This is a genomic window from Buttiauxella sp. A111 (assembly GCF_014189855.1).
In the GTDB taxonomy this organism is placed as follows: Bacteria; Pseudomonadota; Gammaproteobacteria; order Enterobacterales; family Enterobacteriaceae; genus Buttiauxella; species Buttiauxella selenatireducens.
The window spans coordinates 315,514-333,691 of sequence record NZ_BJFN01000005.1; the positions used below are offsets into that span (position 1 = coordinate 315,514).

Annotated in this window: 18 protein-coding genes; 13 read left to right on the forward strand and 5 right to left on the reverse strand. The window is 50.1% G+C overall.

What is annotated here, in order from left to right; translation table 11 throughout:
- Positions 1 to 10: 10 nt before the first annotated feature.
- On the forward strand, positions 11 to 721 hold the full coding sequence (locus tag BSPA111_RS16555) for a DUF3053 domain-containing protein (RefSeq protein ID WP_183272247.1): 711 nt from the start codon (positions 11 to 13) through the stop codon (positions 719 to 721).
- Between the two features lie 273 nt (positions 722 to 994).
- Positions 995 to 1,207: an RNA chaperone/antiterminator CspA gene (gene cspA, locus BSPA111_RS16560; RefSeq protein ID WP_034499351.1), complete on the forward strand. Its 213-nt coding sequence runs from the start codon at positions 995 to 997 to the stop codon at positions 1,205 to 1,207.
- Between the two features lie 67 nt (positions 1,208 to 1,274).
- On the opposite strand, the gene yiiM is transcribed toward cspA, so the two are convergent.
- Together yiiM and sodA are read right to left on the reverse strand one after the other, a co-directional pair.
- The gene (gene yiiM / locus BSPA111_RS16565) at positions 1,275 to 1,946 is read right to left on the reverse strand and encodes a 6-hydroxyaminopurine reductase (RefSeq protein ID WP_183272248.1); all 672 of its coding nucleotides are present in this window, start codon (positions 1,944 to 1,946) and stop codon (positions 1,275 to 1,277) included.
- 78 nt (positions 1,947 to 2,024) lie between these two features.
- The gene (gene sodA, locus BSPA111_RS16570; protein ID WP_034460735.1) at positions 2,025 to 2,645 is read right to left on the reverse strand and encodes a superoxide dismutase [Mn]; all 621 of its coding nucleotides are present in this window, start codon (positions 2,643 to 2,645) and stop codon (positions 2,025 to 2,027) included.
- 286 nt (positions 2,646 to 2,931) lie between these two features.
- Between sodA and BSPA111_RS16575 the strand changes: the two genes are divergently transcribed.
- From BSPA111_RS16575 to BSPA111_RS16590, 4 genes are all read left to right on the forward strand, one after another.
- Positions 2,932 to 4,353, forward strand: coding sequence for an L-fucose/L-arabinose isomerase family protein (locus BSPA111_RS16575; protein WP_183272249.1), 1,422 nt, complete (start codon positions 2,932 to 2,934; stop codon positions 4,351 to 4,353).
- A gap of 209 nt (positions 4,354 to 4,562) precedes the next feature.
- The gene (gene rhaT, locus BSPA111_RS16580; protein WP_183272250.1) at positions 4,563 to 5,597 is read left to right on the forward strand and encodes an L-rhamnose/proton symporter RhaT; all 1,035 of its coding nucleotides are present in this window, start codon (positions 4,563 to 4,565) and stop codon (positions 5,595 to 5,597) included.
- Positions 5,598 to 5,863: 266 nt separating this feature from the next.
- Positions 5,864 to 6,715 (forward strand): hypothetical protein, encoded by an 852-nt coding sequence (locus BSPA111_RS16585; protein WP_183272251.1) that lies wholly within the window; start codon positions 5,864 to 5,866, stop codon positions 6,713 to 6,715.
- 2 nt (positions 6,716 to 6,717) lie between these two features.
- Positions 6,718 to 7,203 carry a DUF1240 domain-containing protein gene (locus BSPA111_RS16590; RefSeq protein ID WP_183272252.1) on the forward strand — a complete coding sequence of 162 codons (486 nt, stop codon included), beginning with the start codon at positions 6,718 to 6,720 and terminating at the stop codon, positions 7,201 to 7,203.
- Between the two features lie 41 nt (positions 7,204 to 7,244).
- On the opposite strand, the gene rhaR is transcribed toward BSPA111_RS16590, so the two are convergent.
- Both rhaR and rhaS read right to left on the reverse strand, forming a co-directional pair.
- Positions 7,245 to 8,093, reverse strand: coding sequence for an HTH-type transcriptional activator RhaR (gene rhaR, locus BSPA111_RS16595; protein WP_183272253.1), 849 nt, complete (start codon positions 8,091 to 8,093; stop codon positions 7,245 to 7,247).
- A gap of 77 nt (positions 8,094 to 8,170) precedes the next feature.
- Positions 8,171 to 9,007: an HTH-type transcriptional activator RhaS gene (gene rhaS, locus BSPA111_RS16600; RefSeq protein WP_183272254.1), complete on the reverse strand. Its 837-nt coding sequence runs from the start codon at positions 9,005 to 9,007 to the stop codon at positions 8,171 to 8,173.
- Between the two features lie 301 nt (positions 9,008 to 9,308).
- Between rhaS and rhaB the strand changes: the two genes are divergently transcribed.
- From rhaB to rhaM, 5 genes are all read left to right on the forward strand, one after another.
- Positions 9,309 to 10,781 carry a rhamnulokinase gene (rhaB, locus tag BSPA111_RS16605; protein WP_183272255.1) on the forward strand — a complete coding sequence of 491 codons (1,473 nt, stop codon included), beginning with the start codon at positions 9,309 to 9,311 and terminating at the stop codon, positions 10,779 to 10,781.
- The gene (locus BSPA111_RS16610; RefSeq protein WP_183272256.1) at positions 10,778 to 12,037 is read left to right on the forward strand and encodes an L-rhamnose isomerase; all 1,260 of its coding nucleotides are present in this window, start codon (positions 10,778 to 10,780) and stop codon (positions 12,035 to 12,037) included. Before rhaB ends, BSPA111_RS16610 begins: the two co-directional genes overlap by 4 nt.
- Positions 12,038 to 12,226: 189 nt before the next feature.
- A complete protein-coding gene (gene rhaD, locus BSPA111_RS16615; protein ID WP_183272257.1) occupies positions 12,227 to 13,051 on the forward strand; it encodes a rhamnulose-1-phosphate aldolase in 825 nt (274 codons plus the stop codon).
- A 139-nt stretch (positions 13,052 to 13,190) separates the two neighbouring features.
- Positions 13,191 to 14,339 carry a lactaldehyde reductase gene (gene fucO, locus BSPA111_RS16620; RefSeq protein WP_183272258.1) on the forward strand — a complete coding sequence of 383 codons (1,149 nt, stop codon included), beginning with the start codon at positions 13,191 to 13,193 and terminating at the stop codon, positions 14,337 to 14,339.
- Complete coding sequence (gene rhaM / locus BSPA111_RS16625; RefSeq protein WP_183272259.1) at positions 14,336 to 14,650, forward strand: L-rhamnose mutarotase; 315 nt, start codon at positions 14,336 to 14,338, stop codon at positions 14,648 to 14,650. Before fucO ends, rhaM begins: the two co-directional genes overlap by 4 nt.
- Positions 14,651 to 14,729: 79 nt before the next feature.
- Here rhaM and BSPA111_RS16630 read toward each other — a convergent pair whose 3' ends face one another.
- Positions 14,730 to 15,695, reverse strand: a complete 966-nt coding sequence (locus BSPA111_RS16630) for a chemotaxis protein (RefSeq protein WP_183272260.1) — start codon at positions 15,693 to 15,695, stop codon at positions 14,730 to 14,732.
- A 169-nt stretch (positions 15,696 to 15,864) separates the two neighbouring features.
- Here BSPA111_RS16630 and BSPA111_RS16635 point away from each other — a divergent pair, with 169 nt between their 5' ends.
- Both BSPA111_RS16635 and BSPA111_RS16640 read left to right on the forward strand, forming a co-directional pair.
- Positions 15,865 to 16,911, forward strand: a complete 1,047-nt coding sequence (locus tag BSPA111_RS16635; RefSeq protein WP_183272261.1) for a LacI family DNA-binding transcriptional regulator — start codon at positions 15,865 to 15,867, stop codon at positions 16,909 to 16,911.
- 161 nt (positions 16,912 to 17,072) lie between these two features.
- Positions 17,073 to 18,143, forward strand: a complete 1,071-nt coding sequence (locus BSPA111_RS16640) for an SIS domain-containing protein (protein ID WP_183272262.1) — start codon at positions 17,073 to 17,075, stop codon at positions 18,141 to 18,143.
- The last annotated feature ends 35 nt before the right edge of the window (positions 18,144 to 18,178 follow it).

Genomic DNA, 18,178 nt, shown 5'->3' on the forward strand with positions numbered 1-18,178 from the left:
AGTAGAAAAGATGGCGACAGGTAAGTCCTGGTCACGCTGGTTTGCGCCGCTTGCGGCAATTTTAATGGTGGTGAGCTTGAGTGGTTGCTTTGATAAAGAAGGCGATCAACGTAAGGCATTTATCGATTTCTTGCAAAATACGGTGATGCGCAGCGGTGAACGTTTACCGACGCTGACGACCGATCAGAAGAAGCAATTTGGCCCGCTCGTTTCTGATTACGCGATTCTGTATGGTTTCTCCCAACAGATGAATCAGGTCATGGACGATGGCATGAAGCCCGTCGCTGATAGCGTGAACAGCATTCGTGTGCCGCAAGATTATATGACCCAAAGCGGGCCACTGCGCCAGGCGAACGGTTCACTTAACGTATTAGGTCAGCAAGTGCAGAATGCCAAAATGCAGGCAGACAGCGCTCGCTCTACCTTGAAGCAAGCTGACGAGCTGAAAACCGTTTACGATAAGGTTTATCAAAAAGTGGTTACTGCTCCAGCAGACGCTATGGCTCCGCTGATCCCAGCCGCACAAACTTTCACGGCTCAACTGGTGCAAGTGGGTGATTTCATCCAGCAGCAGGGGACTCAGGTTGGATTTACCGCGGGGGGGATTCAATTCCCAACGTCACAGCAGGCAAGTCAGTATAACTCATTGATTGCTCCGCTGGCTTCACAGCACCAGGCGTTTATGCAGGCCTATTCAACTGCACAAAGCGCTATGCAGTAATGGTGATTTTCCCCGTCGCAAGGCGGGGAATCCCAGAGGTGGCCTGAGCTCCAGCCCTGTGGATGGCTAAAATAAATCTTGTCATTCATACCGGAAATATGAGTTAATGCACTCATCGGTTTGAAGCACAGACCTAAGCAGTTTAGTAACGCAGTCCTCAAAGAGTTATCATAGATACCCTTCGACGTGATCTACCTTCCTTTATCGCTTTAAAAAATCTGTAAAACATTCCAATTGCGCCGGAAGGCAAACTTAATCTAAAAGGTAATATCTATGTCTAACAAAATGACTGGTCTCGTAAAATGGTTCAACTCTGACAAAGGCTTCGGCTTCATCACTCCTGACGATGGCTCAAAAGACGTGTTCGTACACTTCTCTGCTATCCAGAACGATGGCTACAAGTCTCTGGACGAAGGCCAGAAAGTGTCTTTCACCATCGAAAGTGGTGCTAAAGGCCCAGCTGCTGGTAACGTAACTAGCCTGTAAGGTTAGCGTTAACAAAGCTAAAAATTTAAAAACCCGCCTCGGCGGGTTTTTTCGTTTCTGGGCTTTACTACCCGATTAAGCGTCGTGAATTATCTTCAACCTTCCCCGAAATCCGGCGCTTCTGCATGGTGCGCGTCCAGCTCACTGACAGCCCTGCCGCGCTAAGCAAGCGATGATACTGCTCGTCGTCAAATGGCATATGCCAGGCTATGGCAATCGCTTCTGCCACCGAAACATCGCTCACGCGAGAAACCAGCTCCAGCGGTAAATCCGTCGAAACATTTCCTGCCAGCACCACCCGATAAAGCCAGCCGATACGCCCGGACTTCTGCATCAGGGAGGCCATATCACTGATACCAAAATGGAAGTTCAGCTTGAAGCAGGGTGAGCGCGGTTGCGTGACCTGAATCAGCGCGTCGCCCCAGCGAAAAATATCACCAATGTAGACATCGTGTTCAGTCAGCCCCTGCGTTGAGAGATTTTCGCCAAAAGCTGGGGCGGTAAACTGCTCGGCCTGTTCAGGGAATTCGCGTGCCCAGTGGAGGTAGTGCTCACGAGGATAGTGGCACAACGCACGATCCGGCCCGCCGTGAATGATTTTTTCGGCCTGCTGATCGCCTTCCAGGCCCCGTTCAGTGAGTTTGAGCTCACCGTCGACCTGGTATTTGGCGATAGCGCTTGGCCTGCTGCCTGCATATTCACGAATTTTGCCAATATAAACGTTGAGTGGATAGTGCATCTGCTCCTCCCTGTGGCCTGACTACAGATATAAAAAAAGCGAGCCATCAGGCTCGCCTCTCAGCAGTTGCAATGCAACTTATTTTTTAGCGGCAAAACGTGCTGCTGCTTCGTCCCAGTTCACTACATCCCAGAATGCTTTGATGTAGTCAGGGCGACGGTTTTGGAATTTCAGGTAGTAAGCGTGTTCCCACACATCCAGACCCACGATTGGGAAACCGGATACGCCAGAAACGGCTTCACCCATCAGCGGGCTATCCTGGTTTGCGGTAGAAACCACAGCCAGTTTGTCGCCTTTCAGAACCAGCCACGCCCAGCCAGAGCCGAAACGTGTTGCTGCTGCTTTCTCAAATTCTGCTTTGAAATTATCAACGCTACCGAAGTCACGTTCGATGGCTGCTTTCAGGTCACCTTGCAGAGTGGTGCCGGTTTTCAGGCCTTTCCAGAAGAAGCTGTGGTTAGCGTGGCCGCCTGCGTTGTTACGCAGAACGGTTTTCTTGTCAGCTGGCAGTTGATCAAGTTTAGCGATCAGCTCTTCAACTGGCAGGCTTGCGAATTCTGGCAGGGATTCCAGCGCTGCATTCGCGTTATTCACGTACGCCTGATGGTGTTTGCTGTGATGGATTTCCATCGTTTGCTTGTCGAAGTGTGGTTCCAGGGCGTCGTAAGCGTAAGGCAGGGATGGCAGTGTATAACTCATGTTCATCTCCATTTAGAAGGTTGGGTTATATTATCGGACGGCGCATAACCTGTTAACGCCGCGTAATCAGTTGGTTCATTATAGTTAATTAAATGATATTGAAAATGATTATCAATGCCGTAGTTTTTATAAGGTTATAACTTATTGTGATGATGGCGAAAATGTGAGCACTGTCAGGTGGATAAATCGTTTTTTGCCACCCTCCACAGGATTTGGCATTACCACAAAGGTCGTCTGATGCCATTCAGGCGATAGTCGATGCTTCTATTTTGCCTGGAGCATCATCATGTCGCTTAATGTCGCCCTTTTCGGTATTGGACTCGATACCTACTGGCCGCAATTTTCAGGTCTTGAACAGCGCCTCACCGGTTATCTACAACACATCGACCAACGCCTCGCACAACTGAATGTTTCGGTGATTAATGGCGGGCTTATTGATAGCGTCGCCAAAGCCGATACCTTCGCCACACACCTCCAGCAGCAACCTGTTGATGCCATTGTGCTTTACATCAGCACCTATGCCCTGAGTTCTACCGTTTTGCCGCTGGTGCAGAAGATTAACAAGCCGGTGATTATTTTGGCTCTCCAGCCAGAATTGGGCCTGCCGTATGCAAAAATCCGCGATATGACTGACCGTGGTGAACGCACCGGCGAGTGGCTGGCACATTGCCAGGCATGCAGCGCCCCGGAACTGGCAAACGTGTTCAATCGCGCGGGTATTCGCTACCAACTTATTGTCGGTGCACTAGAGGGCGACGAGCACGTCTGGCAGCAAACCGCGCAATGGTTACAAGCACTTGAGGTGCAACAAGGGCTGGCTGCGTGTCAGGTCGGCGTGCTGGGCCATTATTACGACGGGATGGTCGACGTTTACAGCAACATGACCAACCTGAGTGCAAAACTCGGCGTGCGGTTTAAGCCGCTGGAAATGTGCGAACTGGCGGAATACCGCGAGCAGGTCACGGCTGATGCTTGTGCCCAAAAATGGCAAGAAGTGGAAGCGTCGCTGCAAATTGACGCGGCGTGTGAAAAAGTCGAACTGCAACGTGCCGTGCAAACCGCCTGCGCCATGGACCAACTGATTGAAAAAAATCATCTCGGTGCGCTGGCTTATTACTATGAAGGGCGCAATGGCAACGCCTACGAAAACATCATTACCTCGATTATTCTCGGCAACACGCTGCTCACCCAGCGCGGAATTCCGGTCGCCGGGGAGTATGAAATCAAAAACGTGCTGGCAATGAAAATCCAGCAGTTGCTTGGCGCGGGTGGTTCGTTTTCTGAGCCATACGGCATTGAATTTGCCGATGACGTCGTGCTCTGGGGGCACGATGGCCCAGCGCATCCGCTGATGGCGCAAGGCAATGTGCGCCTTGTGCCGCTGCCGGTTTATCACGGCAAACCGGGCAAAGGCGTGTCAATTCAGATGACGGTCAAACCCGGCCCGGTGACATTCCTTTCCATCGTTGAAGATGCGCAAAACGGCGTGTGTTTGCAGTATGCCCACGGCGAAGCCGTTCCTGGCGACGTTCTGGATATCGGCAACACCAACAGCCGCTACCGCTTCCCGTTATCTGCGCGCGAGTTCACTACGCTCTGGAGCCTTGGTGGGCCTGCACACCATTGTGCAATTGGCCTCGGACATCAGGGGGATATTCTGGAAAAACTGGCCTGGTTGCTGGGCGTGAAAACAGCAAAAATCTGTTAATTCTTTTCGCGTTACCTCCACTCGGCTATCGGGTGGAGGGGAAATTAAGAACTGTGACTCCCGTCAATCGCACCCCCTGAATTTTGCCAGTTTTACCCCTGCTGCGGCAGCACATAGAAGGTTCACTCGTTGCTCACTCTTTAGACTCGATGATTCGGGGTAGTGAGCTGTCACCCCTACGTTTTTTAGTTAAAACAGAGGGATAAATAATGGATAACGCTATAACGATGGGGATAATCTGGCATCTGGTGGGGGCAGCCAGTGCCGCTTGTTTTTACGCCCCTTTTAAGAAAGTACAGCACTGGTCATGGGAAACAATGTGGGCGGTGGGCGGTTTTGTCTCCTGGATAATATTGCCCTGGCTGGTCAGTTATCTTCTTTTACCTGATTTTTGGGCTTACTACGGTTCGTTTAATATATCTACCTTGCTGCCGGTGTTCCTGTTCGGCGCGATGTGGGGGATCGGCAATATCAACTACGGCCTGACGATGCGTTACCTGGGTATGTCGATGGGCATTGGTATCGCGATTGGCATTACGCTTATCGTCGGCACCTTAATGACGCCAATTATTGCCGGAAAATTTGATGTACTGATTGGCACGCCAGGTGGGCGCATGACGCTGCTGGGCGTACTGGTTGCGCTGGTCGGCGTGGCGATTGTCACCCGCGCCGGGCAACTTAAAGAGCGCCAAATGGGCATTAAAGCCGAAGAATTTAACCTGAAAAAAGGGCTGGTTCTGGCAGTAATGTGCGGCATCTTCTCGGCGGGTATGTCTTTTGCGATGGACGCCGCAAAACCAATGCATGAAGCCGCTGCCGCGTTGGGCGTTGATCCGCTGTACGTTGCACTGCCAAGTTACGTCATCATCATGGGCGGTGGTGCGTTGATAAACCTGGGTTATTGCTTCATTCGTCTGGCAAAAATGCAAAACCTGTCGATAAAAGCCGACTTCTCACTGGCAAGACCGCTGATCATCAGCAACGTGCTGTTTGCCGCACTGGCCGGTTTGATGTGGTATCTGCAATTCTTCTTCTACGCCTGGGGTCACGCCAGAATTCCGGCACAGTACGACTACATGAGCTGGATGTTGCACATGAGTTTCTACGTGCTGTGTGGCGGGTTGGTTGGCTTGATTATGAAAGAGTGGAAATCAGCAGGGACACGCCCAGTGGGCGTGTTGAGCGTGGGATGCGTGGTGATTATTATTGCCGCGAATATCGTCGGATTAGGTATGGCGAACTGATCTCCTTCCAGCCCCTGTTTCCTCCTGTTTCTTAGTCACAAGTCCCTGTCATTTTGACGGGGATTTTTTTAACTTTTCTCCTGCTTGCTGATTTGTTTATATACACTCACAGACAGCTCTTTATAAATTGATACCAATAAATATAAAAGTATTACTAATATATATATTTATCGCTGGATATATCATTAACAAAAATGTTGCCTCACCTTATTAATTGGGACAAAATTCCAGCAATTAAACAGGGATCATTAATAAAGGAATATATAATGCAAAAAATGCTAATGGGCTTACAGGATGAGCCTTTATTATCAACCTACCCCAGCATGAACCCCACACTACGCGATATGGCAATGATGAATGGCTCATTTATTACTGAAAGCTGTTACGTCATGCTACTGACACCAGGTGAAGCACAAAGAATTGCCAGCGAACTTGTCGGCAAGATAGACTTCCTGTTCAGTTACAGAGCGGGACCTGGAAACATTAAAGATGCTTTCGATGGTTCTCGCACCATTGGGAGTTTAGGCGCGTATTATAATGAATTAAACAAGCTTGTTTTTAACTTTAGAGCGCTGGGTATTCGGGCTGTTAAATATCAATACAGAGGTAAGTATTATATAAAAATAACGGGTTATGCTTCCATGCGCCGCATTCTTAACGGTACACGTTATGCATTAGACAACCCGCAAATCCTGGAAATGGCGATTGGTGCGCGTGGGCTTATGGAGTCATTTATCAAAGGCACCAAATTCTGTATTTGCTGTTCATTAGCATGGCGAGTCGTGGAGCTGATATTTAAATCTGATTGCGATCTCATTGATTTCTTGGTGGATATTACGGTTGATGTGGCAAAGGCGATTGTATCTGGGGTGGTGATTGCGGTTTTAGGTGGTGGGGCGCTGTTTGTCAGTGCACCTATTATTTTTACCACGATAATAGTTGTAGCAATAGGTATCGCTCTAAATATTGGACTAAACACGCTAGACGATGAGTTTGGGCTATCAGCCAATCTTAAAGAAAATCTACGCGTTGCATTGGAACAAGAACGGAAAATGAGAGAGTGGAATCAACAACACGCACCATTATTTTTAAATTTATTTTCTAATGCGACATATTAAAAATGAACAGAGAATATTTACTGCAATGGATAGTGGTTAAGGGCGTCAGCCTTATCTTAATATCTATTATTTCTAGTTTACTTTATTTCATTATCTACTCTGTCCCAATGTGTGACTTACGCTCCTTGTATGCAAACGATGATATTATTATTTACCATGCTAAGGCCGTTGCTTGTGTCGGTGCAATACCACTCTGCATTTATTTCATTTTTTTGGGTCTTCGAGTGCTTTTTGCAAAAGGAACCACGATACCTACTAATAGAACGAAGATTGGTAAGATTTGGGGAGCATTTGGTGTGATTACAACTGCTTTGGGTTTCATCATCGCCTTTCTGATCCCCATTGGATTAGCGTTCTCAACATACAGTAATTGCCAGCAGGAAAAGCTGGAATATTATTATGTTACCGATCTCGAGCTATGTAAGACCATTGTCCCCAATCGTTGGTTTATACAAGACAATAATCATCATGTTTCACGCTCAATGTGAGTTGCCGCGGTGCAACTCGAATTATTTGGGGGTACAGGTGGTTACACGTCAACCGCATACCTCTGGCGCCACATTCGTGGCGTCATTCCTGTTTCTTTAGTAAACACCACCGAAAAGTAATTACTGTCCTCAAACCCGCAGCGGGTGGCGATATTCCCAACCAACAGCTCGCTATTGCGCAGTAAATCCTGTGCCTGGCAAATCCTTAGCTGGCGCAAATACTGGCTGATACTCATGCCGGTTTGCTGGCGGAAAAATTGGCGTAAATGGCGTTCTGCCACTTGGTGCTGCTGGCAAAACTGCGTCAGCTCAAAGGGCGTTTCGAGACTTTGCCCCAGCGCCGCCATTAGCAGATCCAATATCTCACTGCTGTCCGGCCCGGCTGCGTCCTGGGTTTGATAACGGTGGCGGCGCAACGTAATGCAAAGTTGTAGAAACAGGCTTTCGGTCAAACACAACGAGAGTGCATCGGGTTTCACGCTTTCGTGCTCCAGTTGCACGATTAACTGACGTGCTTGCGCCATGCCTTGGCTGGAAAGCCGCCATCGCGGATCTTTTCCCGCATCCCTCACGCTATGCAGTAAATCATCCCAGTCGACATTGATTTTTAGCCGCTCAGGGCAATAGATGATGTTGTGCAAGACTAAACCGTTCACCGACTCGTAGCTGTGGCGGTCTTCAGCGCGAATATAAAACAGATCGCCGCAGGTAATGCGATAAGGGCGGTCGTTCAGCACATGCAGCCCATTGCCGCGCCACACCAAAACCAGCTCGCAGAAATCGTGGGTATGTTCGGCAAAAACATTTTGCGGATAGCGGTCTGCCACCGCCACGGGCTGCGCGGCAGAGACAAAGAAGTCTGCTTTTTTGAGGACTAAATGATTCGTCACCGCTTATCCATCCTAAAATTTAGCCAACTAAAGATTATCGGCTTATTGGGTAAATAAAACGGTGATTGTGTTCGCGATTACTGAAGTTCCGTGTCCCGTCCCTGACGAATCTCACGCGGGGACCAGGAAAACTCGCGCTTAAAAAGCGTCGAAAAATGGTTGCTGTCGCCAAAGCCGCATTGAAACGCGATATTCGTGACGCTTTCCTCGCCGTGGCGTAACAAATAGCGGGCCTTCATCAAACGTAAACGATTGAGATAACGCTGCGGCGTCATACCCGTTTGTTGTTTTAGCTGGCGATGCAGGGTGCGTAGGGAAAGTGTGAATTGCGATGCCAGCTGCTCCCAACAAATCTCTTCGGCGAAATGCTCTTCCAGCCAGGCCATCAACTGGTTTAATCGGCCTTCCGCGTTCGTCGCGCCTTCCATCATGCTGCCTTTGCGCAGCAAAACCAGCAACTGCATAAACAGGATTTCACGGTTAGCCACGGCGTGGGTATCCGCTGCTTCGCCAACCTGTTCGAACTGCTCGATCAATCCACGCACCTGTTGTAGCACTGGCTGGTTCACGCGCCAGTGCGACGGGTAATTGCCATCTTGTTCTTGCGGCAGCAACTTATCCAGCCCGGACAAAAAGCAGAAGGCATCGGGTGCGCGATACAGAATATTGGTCAGACAGAGGTTTTCGGTGTGTTCGTATAAATGACGGTCGTGGTCACGCACAAAACAGACCGAGCCGCCGCTTAGCGTGTAGGGCTGGCCGTTAAAAACGTGTGTTCCGGTGCCGTGTTCAACAATAACGATTTCATAAAAATCGTGGTGGTGTTCCGGGAATGCCCCCTGGGGTAAACGTGGCTCGATTGCCACGGATGAATGACCTGATGGGAAAAAATCAAAACCATGCAATACCGCCATCATTACCCCCGGAACATTTTAATTGTCGATTGATAGTAAGTAACGAAGCTCCCCGTCACCTTAAAATTTCGACACGAAATCAGTTAAAAATTGCACGTTTTTTAAGAAAGGGTGGGAATTATCAGGAAATGCGGCAAGCGTCACAGGCCGGTTTTTGGGGGTGTAAATATCAATCTGTGACATAACTCACGTTCATCTTTGCCATTTTGCCAGCGGCTGATGGGGGCTGTCAGTGTCAAGAAGGTGGGCGAGGGCGTTAGTTTTTAGAGTGGAGCCAATTAATTTAGCAAGGACCCCAAAAATGACTCTACGCCACAGTGTTGCGGTAGACCTCGGTGCATCAAGTGGCCGTGTCATGCTGGCACGCTTTGAACGTGACTCCCGCAGCATCTGCCTGCGTGAGATTCATCGTTTCACCAACGACTTAAAACAGGCTGAGGGTTTCACCGTCTGGGACGTTGATGCGCTGGAGCATGAAATCCGCACTGGCCTGCAAAAAGCCTGCGACGAAGGCATTAAAATCGACAGCATCGGTATCGATACCTGGGGTGTGGATTATGTGCTGATTGACCGTGAAGGCAATCGCGTTGGGCTGCCCGTGGCTTATCGTGATAGCCGCACCGATGGCGTGATGGATCTCGCTTTCAATCAGCTTGGCCGTGAAGATATTTACCGCCGCACCGGCATTCAGTTTCTGCCGTTCAATACGCTTTACCAGCTCCGTGCGCTGGTCGAACAACAACCGGAGCTGCTTGATAAAGCCGAGCACGCGCTGTTGATTCCCGACTATTTTTGCTACCGCCTGACGGGCGTGATGAACTGGGAATACACCAACGCCACCACTACGCAACTGGTCAATATCAACAGCGATAGCTGGGATGAAACGCTGCTCGACTGGGCAGGTGTTCCACATAAATGGTTTGGTAAGCCAACACACCCAGGCCGCGTTATCGGCCAGTGGATTTGCCGCGAAGGCAACAAAATCCCGGTGGTGAGCGTTGCCACTCACGACACGGCCAGCGCAGTTATCGGTGCGCCGCTCAAAGACAAAGATGCCGCGTATCTCTCTTCCGGCACCTGGTCGCTGATGGGCTTTGAGAGCAAAACGCCTTACGCCAACAGCAAGGCATTAGCCGCCAACATCACCAACGAAGGTGGTGCGGAAGGGCGCTACCGTGTCCTGAAAAATATTATGGGACTGTGGTTATTGCAGCGTGTCACCAAAGAGCTGGGCATTACCGATCTTGCGGATCTCATCGATCGCACTAAACAGACGGCAGCCTGCAAGTTTGTCATCAATCCAAATGACGATCGTTTTATTAATCCTGAAAGCATGAGCCGTGAAATTCAGGTGGCATGCCGTGAAAGCAACCAGCCGGTTCCGTTCACTGATAACGAACTCGCACGCTGTATTTTCGACAGCCTGGCACTGCTGTATGCCAAAACGCTGGAAGAACTGGCCGCCGTTCGTGGTCGCCCGTTTAGCTGCCTGCACATTGTGGGTGGCGGCAGCCAGAACGAATTACTCAACCAACTTTGCGCCGATGCCTGCGGTATTCCGGTGCTTGCCGGGCCGATTGAGGCCTCAACGCTTGGCAATATCGGCTGCCAGTTAATGGCGCTGGACGAAATTACTGATGTCGACGACTTCCGAAAAATTGTCGCTGCCAGCTATCAACTGAAATCTTTTAACCCCGAAACCGACAGCGAAATTGCCCGTTATATCGAGCAGTTGCCGCTGAATATTCAAACACGAAAGGAGTTTTGCGCATGACCACATCTCTTGAAACAGCCTGGGAACTGGCAAAACAGCGCTTTGCTGCTGTCGGTGTTGACGTTGAAGCCGCACTACTTCAGCTCGACCGCCTGCCGGTTTCGATGCACTGCTGGCAGGGCGATGACGTCGCGGGCTTTGAAAACCCAGAAGGCGCGCTGAGCGGTGGGATTCAGGCTACGGGGAATTACCCGGGCAAAGCGCGTAATGCCGATGAGCTACGCTCTGACCTGGAACGCGCATTAAGCCTGATTCCGGGCCCAAAACGCCTGAATCTGCACGCCATTTATCTGGAATCTGAGCAGCCGGTTTCGCGCGACAAGATCGAACCTAAGCATTTTAAAAACTGGGTGGAGTGGGCGAAAGCGAACAAATTAGGACTGGATTTCAACCCATCCTGTTTCTCGCACCCGTTAAGCGCCGACGGCTTTACGCTGTCCCACGCTAACGATGAAATTCGCCAGTTCTGGATTGACCACGTTAAAGCAAGCCGCAAAATTTCTGCGTACTTTGGCGAGCAGCTGGGCACGCCGTCAGTGATGAACATCTGGGTCCCGGATGGCATGAAAGACATCACCATTGACCGTCTGGCACCACGTCAACGCCTGGTGGCCGCGCTGGATGAAGCGATGAGCGAAAAACTCAATCCGGCACACCATATCGACGCAGTAGAAAGCAAACTGTTCGGCATTGGAGCGGAAAGCTACACCGTCGGCTCCAACGAATTCTATTTCGGTTACGCGACCAGCCGCCAGACTGCGCTGTGTCTGGATGCCGGGCACTTCCACCCGACCGAAGTTATCTCTGACAAAATTTCCAGCGCCATGCTGTATGTGCCGCGCCTGCTGCTGCACGTGAGCCGTCCGGTGCGTTGGGATAGCGACCACGTCGTGCTGCTGGATGACGAAACGCAAGCGATCGCCAGCGAAATTATCCGCCACGACCTGTTCGATCGCGTTCATATCGGTCTGGATTTCTTCGATGCCTCGATCAACCGCATCGCTGCGTGGGTTATCGGCACTCGCAATATGAAGAAAGCATTGCTGCGTGCGTTGCTGGAACCGACCGAAACCCTGCGCCAACTGGAACTTGAAGGCGATTACACCGCTCGTCTGGCCCTGCTGGAAGAGCAAAAATCACTGCCATGGGCGGCGGTCTGGGAAATGTATTGCCAGCGCAACGACACACCGGTTGATGCCCAGTGGCTGAAGACCGTGCGCGGTTACGAGAAAGACGTGTTGAGCCAGCGCGGTTAAGTTCGCCCAGACCCTCACCCCAGCCCTCTCCCAAAGGAGAGGGGAAAAACCGAACCATTCCCTCACCCACAGGAGAGAGGGAAAACCAAACAGTCACCTCACCCACTTGCGGAACTCGATCAGTCCCCTCTCCCTTAGGGAGAGGGCCAGGGTGAGGGGAAAAAGAGAACACTAAAGGAACATAAGACTATGCAGAACATCCTTAACGCCTGGTTTGTAGAAGGCATGATCAAAGCAACTAGCGATGCCTGGCTGAAAGGTTGGGACGAGCGCAACGGCGGCAACATCACGATGCGCCTGGATGAATCAGACATCGCCCCTTTCCAGGCTGACTTCCACGCCGCACCGCGCTATATCGCTCTGAGCCAGCCAATGCCTGAGCTGGCGAATACGCCGTTTATCGTTACCGGCTCCGGTAAATTCTTCCGCAACGTGCAGCTTGCTCCGGCGGAAAACATTGGCGTGGTTAAAGTGGACAACCACGGTAAGGGCTATCACATTTTGTGGGGGCTGGAGAACGAAGCGGTGCCAACGTCTGAACTGGCAGCACACTTCCAGTCGCACAGCGTGCGCATCAAAACCACCGGCGGTAAAGACCGTGTCATTATGCATTGCCACGCCACCAACCTGATTGCCCTGACTTACGTGTTGGAAAACCGCACCGACGTCATCACCCGCAAACTGTGGGAAGGCAGCACCGAATGTCTGGTGGTGTTCCCGGATGGTGTCGGCATTCTGCCGTGGATGGTGCCAGGGACTGATGAAATTGGTAACGCGACCGCTGACGAAATGGCAAAACATTCGCTGGTGTTGTGGCCTTTCCATGGCGTGTTTGGTAGCGGCCCAACGCTTGATGAAGCGTTTGGTCTTATCGATACCGCAGAGAAGTCCGCTGAAGTGTTGGTAAAAGTTATTTCCATGGGCGGCATGAAACAAACCATCAGCCGCGACGAACTTATCGCGCTCGGCAAACGCTTTGGAGTGACCCCATTGGCCAGTGCGTTAGAACTTTGAGCTTAGCTCTTTCTCTTTTTCCTGGAAGACGGCCGGGGTGAGAGGAATTTGATTTCAGCCATTCTTTCTTTACCTTTTCCCCCTCTCCCCTTGGGAGAGGGCCGGGGTGAGAGGAAAACGATCATTATGGAGAATAGCTATGAGCTTTATGTTGGCGTTACCCAAAATCAGTCTGCACGGCGCGGGCGCAATCGGCGATATGGTGAAATTGATTGCCACAAAACCCTGGGGCAAAGCGTTAATTATTACCGACGGGCAGCTCGTGAAAATGGGTCTGCTCGACAGCCTGTTTAGCGCGCTCGACGAGCATCAGCTTTCTTACGAACTGTTTGACGAAGTGTTCCCGAACCCGACCGAAGAACTGGTGCAAAAAGGGTTTGCCGCGTATCAGGCAGCCAAATGCGATTACCTGATTGCCTTTGGCGGCGGCAGCCCGATTGATACCGCTAAAGCAATGAAAATCCTGACCGCCAACCCAGGGCCATCAACGGCTTATTCGGGCGTGGGTAAAGTCACCCATCCCGGCGTTCCGCTGGTGGCGATTAACACCACTGCTGGTACCGCAGCGGAGATGACCAGTAACGCGGTGATCATCGATTCTGTGCGCCATGTGAAAGAAGTGATTATCGATACAAACCTGATTCCTGATATCGCCGTAGATGACGCCAGCGTCATGCTGGATATCCCGGCAAGCGTCACCGCCGCAACGGGTATGGACGCGCTGACTCACGCCATCGAAGCTTACGTTTCTGTCGCGGCGCATCCGCTGACCGATGCCAATGCGCTCGAGTCTATCCGTCTGATTAGCCAGTGGTTGCCGAAAGCGGTCGACGATGGGCATAACCTCGAAGCGCGTGAAATGATGGCTTACGGGCAATATCTGGCGGGCATGGCGTTTAACAGTGCCGGGCTTGGCCTGGTTCATGCGCTGGCGCACCAACCGGGCGCGACACACAATCTTCCGCACGGTGTGTGTAACGCGATTTTGCTGCCGGTGATTGAAGCGTTTAACCGTCCAAAAGCCGTTTCGCGTTTTGCGAAAGTCGCCGCAGCGATGGGTGTGGATACGTTGTCGATGAGCGAAGAAGAAGCCAGTTTCGAGGCGATTCTCGCCATACGCGCGCTTTCCGCTCGCGTAGGTATTCCATCCGGTTTCAGCCAGCTTGGGATTAAAACGGCTGATATCGAAGGTTGGTTGGACAACGCGCTTGCAGACCCCTGCGCGCCATGCAACCCACGCGAGGCTACCCGCGATGAAGTTCGCGAGCTGTACCTGGAGGCGTTATGATCCGCAAAGCGTTTGTGATGCAGGTAAATCCTGATGCGCATGAAGAGTACCAACGTCGACACACGCCAATTTGGCCAGAGCTGGAAGCGGTGTTGAAACAGCATGGTGCGCATCATTACGTCATTTATCTTGATGCGTCGCGCAACCTGCTTTTTGCCACGGTAGAGATTGAGTCCGAAGCCCGCTGGAACGCCGTTGCCCAAACGGAAGTTTGCCAGCGCTGGTGGAAGCATATGAGCGAGATCATGCCAAGCAACCCGGATAACAGCCCGGTGAGTGCAGAATTAAAAGAAGTGTTTTATTTAGAGTAATACCTGGTTTGCAGGGTGGATTCGCGTGTGCGGTATCCACCCTGTCAGCGAGCTTTAATGGTTCGGATTAACCGAAAAATTAAAGCTCCGCCCCCTCCAGCGCCTTATTAATCACCTGAGAAAGCTCCTTCACATCGAACTTCGCGACATAGCCATTCGCGCCCACTTTGCGCACGTGATCTTCGTTGGCGCTACCTGAAAGCGACGAGTGAATCACCACCGGGATCTGTTTAAGCGTGATATCCGTTTTGATGTTTCGCGTCAGGGTAAAACCGTCCATTTCCGGCATTTCGATGTCGGTTAACACCATGCCAATACGGTCGGTGATGGGCTGCCCAGCGGCTTTGGCTTCTGCGGCGATAACCTTGATTTTCTCCCAGGCTTCAAGGCCCGTGGAATGCATAATCGTCGGAATGCCCATACCTTTCAGGCCCTGTTCGAGCATCATGCGGGCGACTTTCGAATCCTCGGCAACAATGGCAACAGCACCCGGTTTCAGAGGGTTTGTGCTCCCCTCAATGGCCGCGACATCAACATTGCGCCCGGAAGGGATAATGTCGTAAAGAATTTGTTCAACATCGAGTACCAGCGCCAGTTCACCTTTGTATTCGTCACTATCGAGCGAAGCAATACTGGTGATATTACGGCTGCTTACACCTGATTCGGCGGCGTGAACCTGGCTCCAGTCCAGGCGGATAATATTTTCCACTGACTCTACCGCAAATGCCTGCGTGCTACGGGCGTATTCGGTTATCAGTAACAGGTTTAGCCCCGTTTCTGGCGTGCAACGGGTGACGGCGGGCAAGTCGATTACCGGGATAATCTGATCACGAATATTGGCCATGCCTAACAGCGGTGACATCATTCCGGCCGCACGATTGATTTTCTGCATCGGCACAATTTCACGCAGCTTAAAGACGTTGATGCCGTACAGCTCTGATTTATCAGAGTGCTGGCCTTTCCCTAAGCGGAATAACAACAACTCAAATTTGTTGGATAACGCCAGGTTAGCCCTTTCATCAATATCTTTTTGAAAATTATCCATTTTAACCTCGAATGATTACTCGCCGTTGCGTCGCCCTGGCGTCTGGTTAAGTTATCGGCAGATTGGGGGAAAAGTGGAGTCTGACAGGTGAATGGTGAAGGAAAAATCCTCCTTTGCTTCATACGATGGCTTGCCCTACTATTAACGCCGTGTCGAAAAGGGACAGAAAATGAAAAAGCCGCTAACAATCAAGGATATTGCTGAACTGGCCAATGTATCTATTGCCACGGTTTCCAGAGTGTTGAATAACAACAGTTGGGTGTCGGATAAAACCCGCGCTCGTGTCGAGAAAGTTATTCAGGAACAGCAATTTAGTCCAAATTTGTTAGCGCGTGGCATGATTTCTAAAAAGACGCAGACGCTGGCCATTGTGGTATCTGATATTAGTAACCCTTACTTTGTGATGCTGGTTGCTCAAATCGAAAATGAAAGTTTGCGCGCAGGTTATAAAGTCACGCTCTATGATACGCAATCCGCTAATAAATCCTCTTCACAAGGTGAAATTATCCCTGAAGAGAACATTTTCAATTCGATTACCGATAGCCAGATCGATGGCGTTATTATTCTTGGCGGTAATATTGACTATAACAATGTTCCCGACTCGTACTTGCAAGAGTTAAAAAAACTCAGCTCAGCAATCCCGGTTATTGTTGTAGGACGGCAACTGGCTGATGTGGATTATTCTTGCGTAGAGCGCGATCAATCAGGTTGTGTCACGCTCGCAACTAATCACCTGATAAGTAAAGGGTATAAGAATATCGGTTTTATTGGTGGTTCAAAAAGCGTTTATATTACCCATCAGCGTGTTGATGCTTTCCGTAATGCATTAAATAATGCCAGCCTACAGGCTGATGATAATAATATTGTGCTGAATAACTTCTATCTGCAACATGGTTATGAAGCGATAGAAAAATTACTGGCACAAAGCGAAAAATTGCCCGAAGCGATTGTGGCAATTAATGATCATGTGGCAAAGGGCGCTATCAGAGCGTTAAAAGATCGGCAGATTTCTGTGCCAGAAGATATTGCTATTGTGAGCTGCGAATATTTCCCCGGTAGCGAATATTTCATCCCACGTATTACTACCGTGAACCATCATAACGAATTGATCGGCAAAACAGTCATGCAGATTTTAATGACTCTGCTGAGAGATGAAGCGAAGTCTACCGTTCCTGAAAAAATCCAGGTGAGCTTCATGCCAGGAGAATCCTGCTAATTCATCTTTGCTTTTTGCTGACTTCAAACAGTGTAAAAACACCCGCACACGATATTTTTTGATCCCCACCACATTTGCTGAAAAGTGGATTGACAACCCCACTCTGGCTCCTCTAGCCTAAAACCTGAAAACGTTTTCAGGTTTTGATTTCAGGAGGGCCAATGAAGCCGACAATGATGACATACATTCACGAAGAGCAAGCCACACTATCGGGCATGCTTGATCGTTATCCACATGATCTACCAGAGATTAAAGGGAAGGGGTCATGGTTGGTTTTAGCCACGGGCTCCAGTATCAACGCCATCAAAAGTGCGAAGTACTACGTTGAAAATCTGGCAAATGTGCGTGTCACCGTGGAAGAACCGTTCCACTTTCAGCACTACGAAAAAATGGATGCTTCAACCGATTTAGTGATGGGCGTTTCGCAAAGTGGCGAAAGCACATCGACCATCAACGCGATAAAACATATCCGTAAAAGTTTCCCGATTTCGACCTACGGATTGACCAGTAAACTCACCAGTGAACTGGCAAATACCGTTGACCACGCCATTGATATTGAAATTGGTGAAGAACGCGTGGGCTACGTCACCAAAGGCTACGTGGCGACCATTTTCAAATTCATGCTGTTGGGCGTTTATACCGCTCGCTACAACGGCCTGATTAACGAAGCTCAGGAGGCCGAAGAGTTAGCGAAACTGGCCGTCGCCGTAGAATCTATTCCAGAAATTATTGATACGGCTGAAGTTTTCTTTGAAAAATGGAAAGATGAATTAACGGCATCCCCACGATTCACCGCGATTGGTTACGGCCCGAGCGTCGGTGTGATTAAAGAGATGGAGACAAAGTTTGCGGAAACTATTCGCGTGCCATCTCAGGGCGTTGAGCTGGAAGCGTTTATGCACGGCCCTTATTTTGAAGTGAACGGCAACCACCGTATATTTTTCCTCGACACACCGGGTGAAGCACGCGAGCGTTTATTGCTGCTAAAAGCCTATGAGCAAAAATATACCGATTATATTTATACCGTGAAATTAGGTGAAAGCGACGACGCCAGAACCTTAGCCATTAATGCCGATGTCGATATTTTCATTGCGCCATTATTAATGGTGATTCCGTTCCAGATTCTGGCGCATCATATTGCTGAAGCAAAAGGTAATAATTTGCCACAGCGTATTTTTACCGATTTTGGCGTGTCCGTTAAAAGTAAAACAAAACCAGGCGATTACGCGTAATTAAACCTGCACCCTACAACGTTGCCTGATATCGC

What these genes read in the sequence shown, in the direction of transcription:
- BSPA111_RS16635 (WP_183272261.1), top strand. Translation starts at nt 15,865, where the DNA reads ATGAAAAAGCCGCTAACAATCAAGGATATTGCTGAACTGGCCAATGTA.
- BSPA111_RS16575 (WP_183272249.1), top strand. Translation starts at nt 2,932, where the DNA reads ATGTCGCTTAATGTCGCCCTTTTCGGTATTGGACTCGATACCTACTGG.
- rhaT (WP_183272250.1), top strand. Translation starts at nt 4,563, where the DNA reads ATGGATAACGCTATAACGATGGGGATAATCTGGCATCTGGTGGGGGCA.
- yiiM (WP_183272248.1), bottom strand. Translation starts at nt 1,946, where the DNA reads ATGCACTATCCACTCAACGTTTATATTGGCAAAATTCGTGAATATGCA.
- rhaB (WP_183272255.1), top strand. Translation starts at nt 9,309, where the DNA reads ATGACTCTACGCCACAGTGTTGCGGTAGACCTCGGTGCATCAAGTGGC.
- BSPA111_RS16640 (WP_183272262.1), top strand. Translation starts at nt 17,073, where the DNA reads ATGAAGCCGACAATGATGACATACATTCACGAAGAGCAAGCCACACTA.
- BSPA111_RS16585 (WP_183272251.1), top strand. Translation starts at nt 5,864, where the DNA reads ATGCAAAAAATGCTAATGGGCTTACAGGATGAGCCTTTATTATCAACC.
- rhaS (WP_183272254.1), bottom strand. Translation starts at nt 9,007, where the DNA reads ATGGCGGTATTGCATGGTTTTGATTTTTTCCCATCAGGTCATTCATCC.
- rhaM (WP_183272259.1), top strand. Translation starts at nt 14,336, where the DNA reads ATGATCCGCAAAGCGTTTGTGATGCAGGTAAATCCTGATGCGCATGAA.
- cspA (WP_034499351.1), top strand. Translation starts at nt 995, where the DNA reads ATGTCTAACAAAATGACTGGTCTCGTAAAATGGTTCAACTCTGACAAA.
- fucO (WP_183272258.1), top strand. Translation starts at nt 13,191, where the DNA reads ATGAGCTTTATGTTGGCGTTACCCAAAATCAGTCTGCACGGCGCGGGC.
- BSPA111_RS16630 (WP_183272260.1), bottom strand. Translation starts at nt 15,695, where the DNA reads ATGGATAATTTTCAAAAAGATATTGATGAAAGGGCTAACCTGGCGTTA.
- sodA (WP_034460735.1), bottom strand. Translation starts at nt 2,645, where the DNA reads ATGAGTTATACACTGCCATCCCTGCCTTACGCTTACGACGCCCTGGAA.
- rhaD (WP_183272257.1), top strand. Translation starts at nt 12,227, where the DNA reads ATGCAGAACATCCTTAACGCCTGGTTTGTAGAAGGCATGATCAAAGCA.
- BSPA111_RS16590 (WP_183272252.1), top strand. Translation starts at nt 6,718, where the DNA reads ATGAACAGAGAATATTTACTGCAATGGATAGTGGTTAAGGGCGTCAGC.
- BSPA111_RS16555 (WP_183272247.1), top strand. Translation starts at nt 11, where the DNA reads ATGGCGACAGGTAAGTCCTGGTCACGCTGGTTTGCGCCGCTTGCGGCA.
- BSPA111_RS16610 (WP_183272256.1), top strand. Translation starts at nt 10,778, where the DNA reads ATGACCACATCTCTTGAAACAGCCTGGGAACTGGCAAAACAGCGCTTT.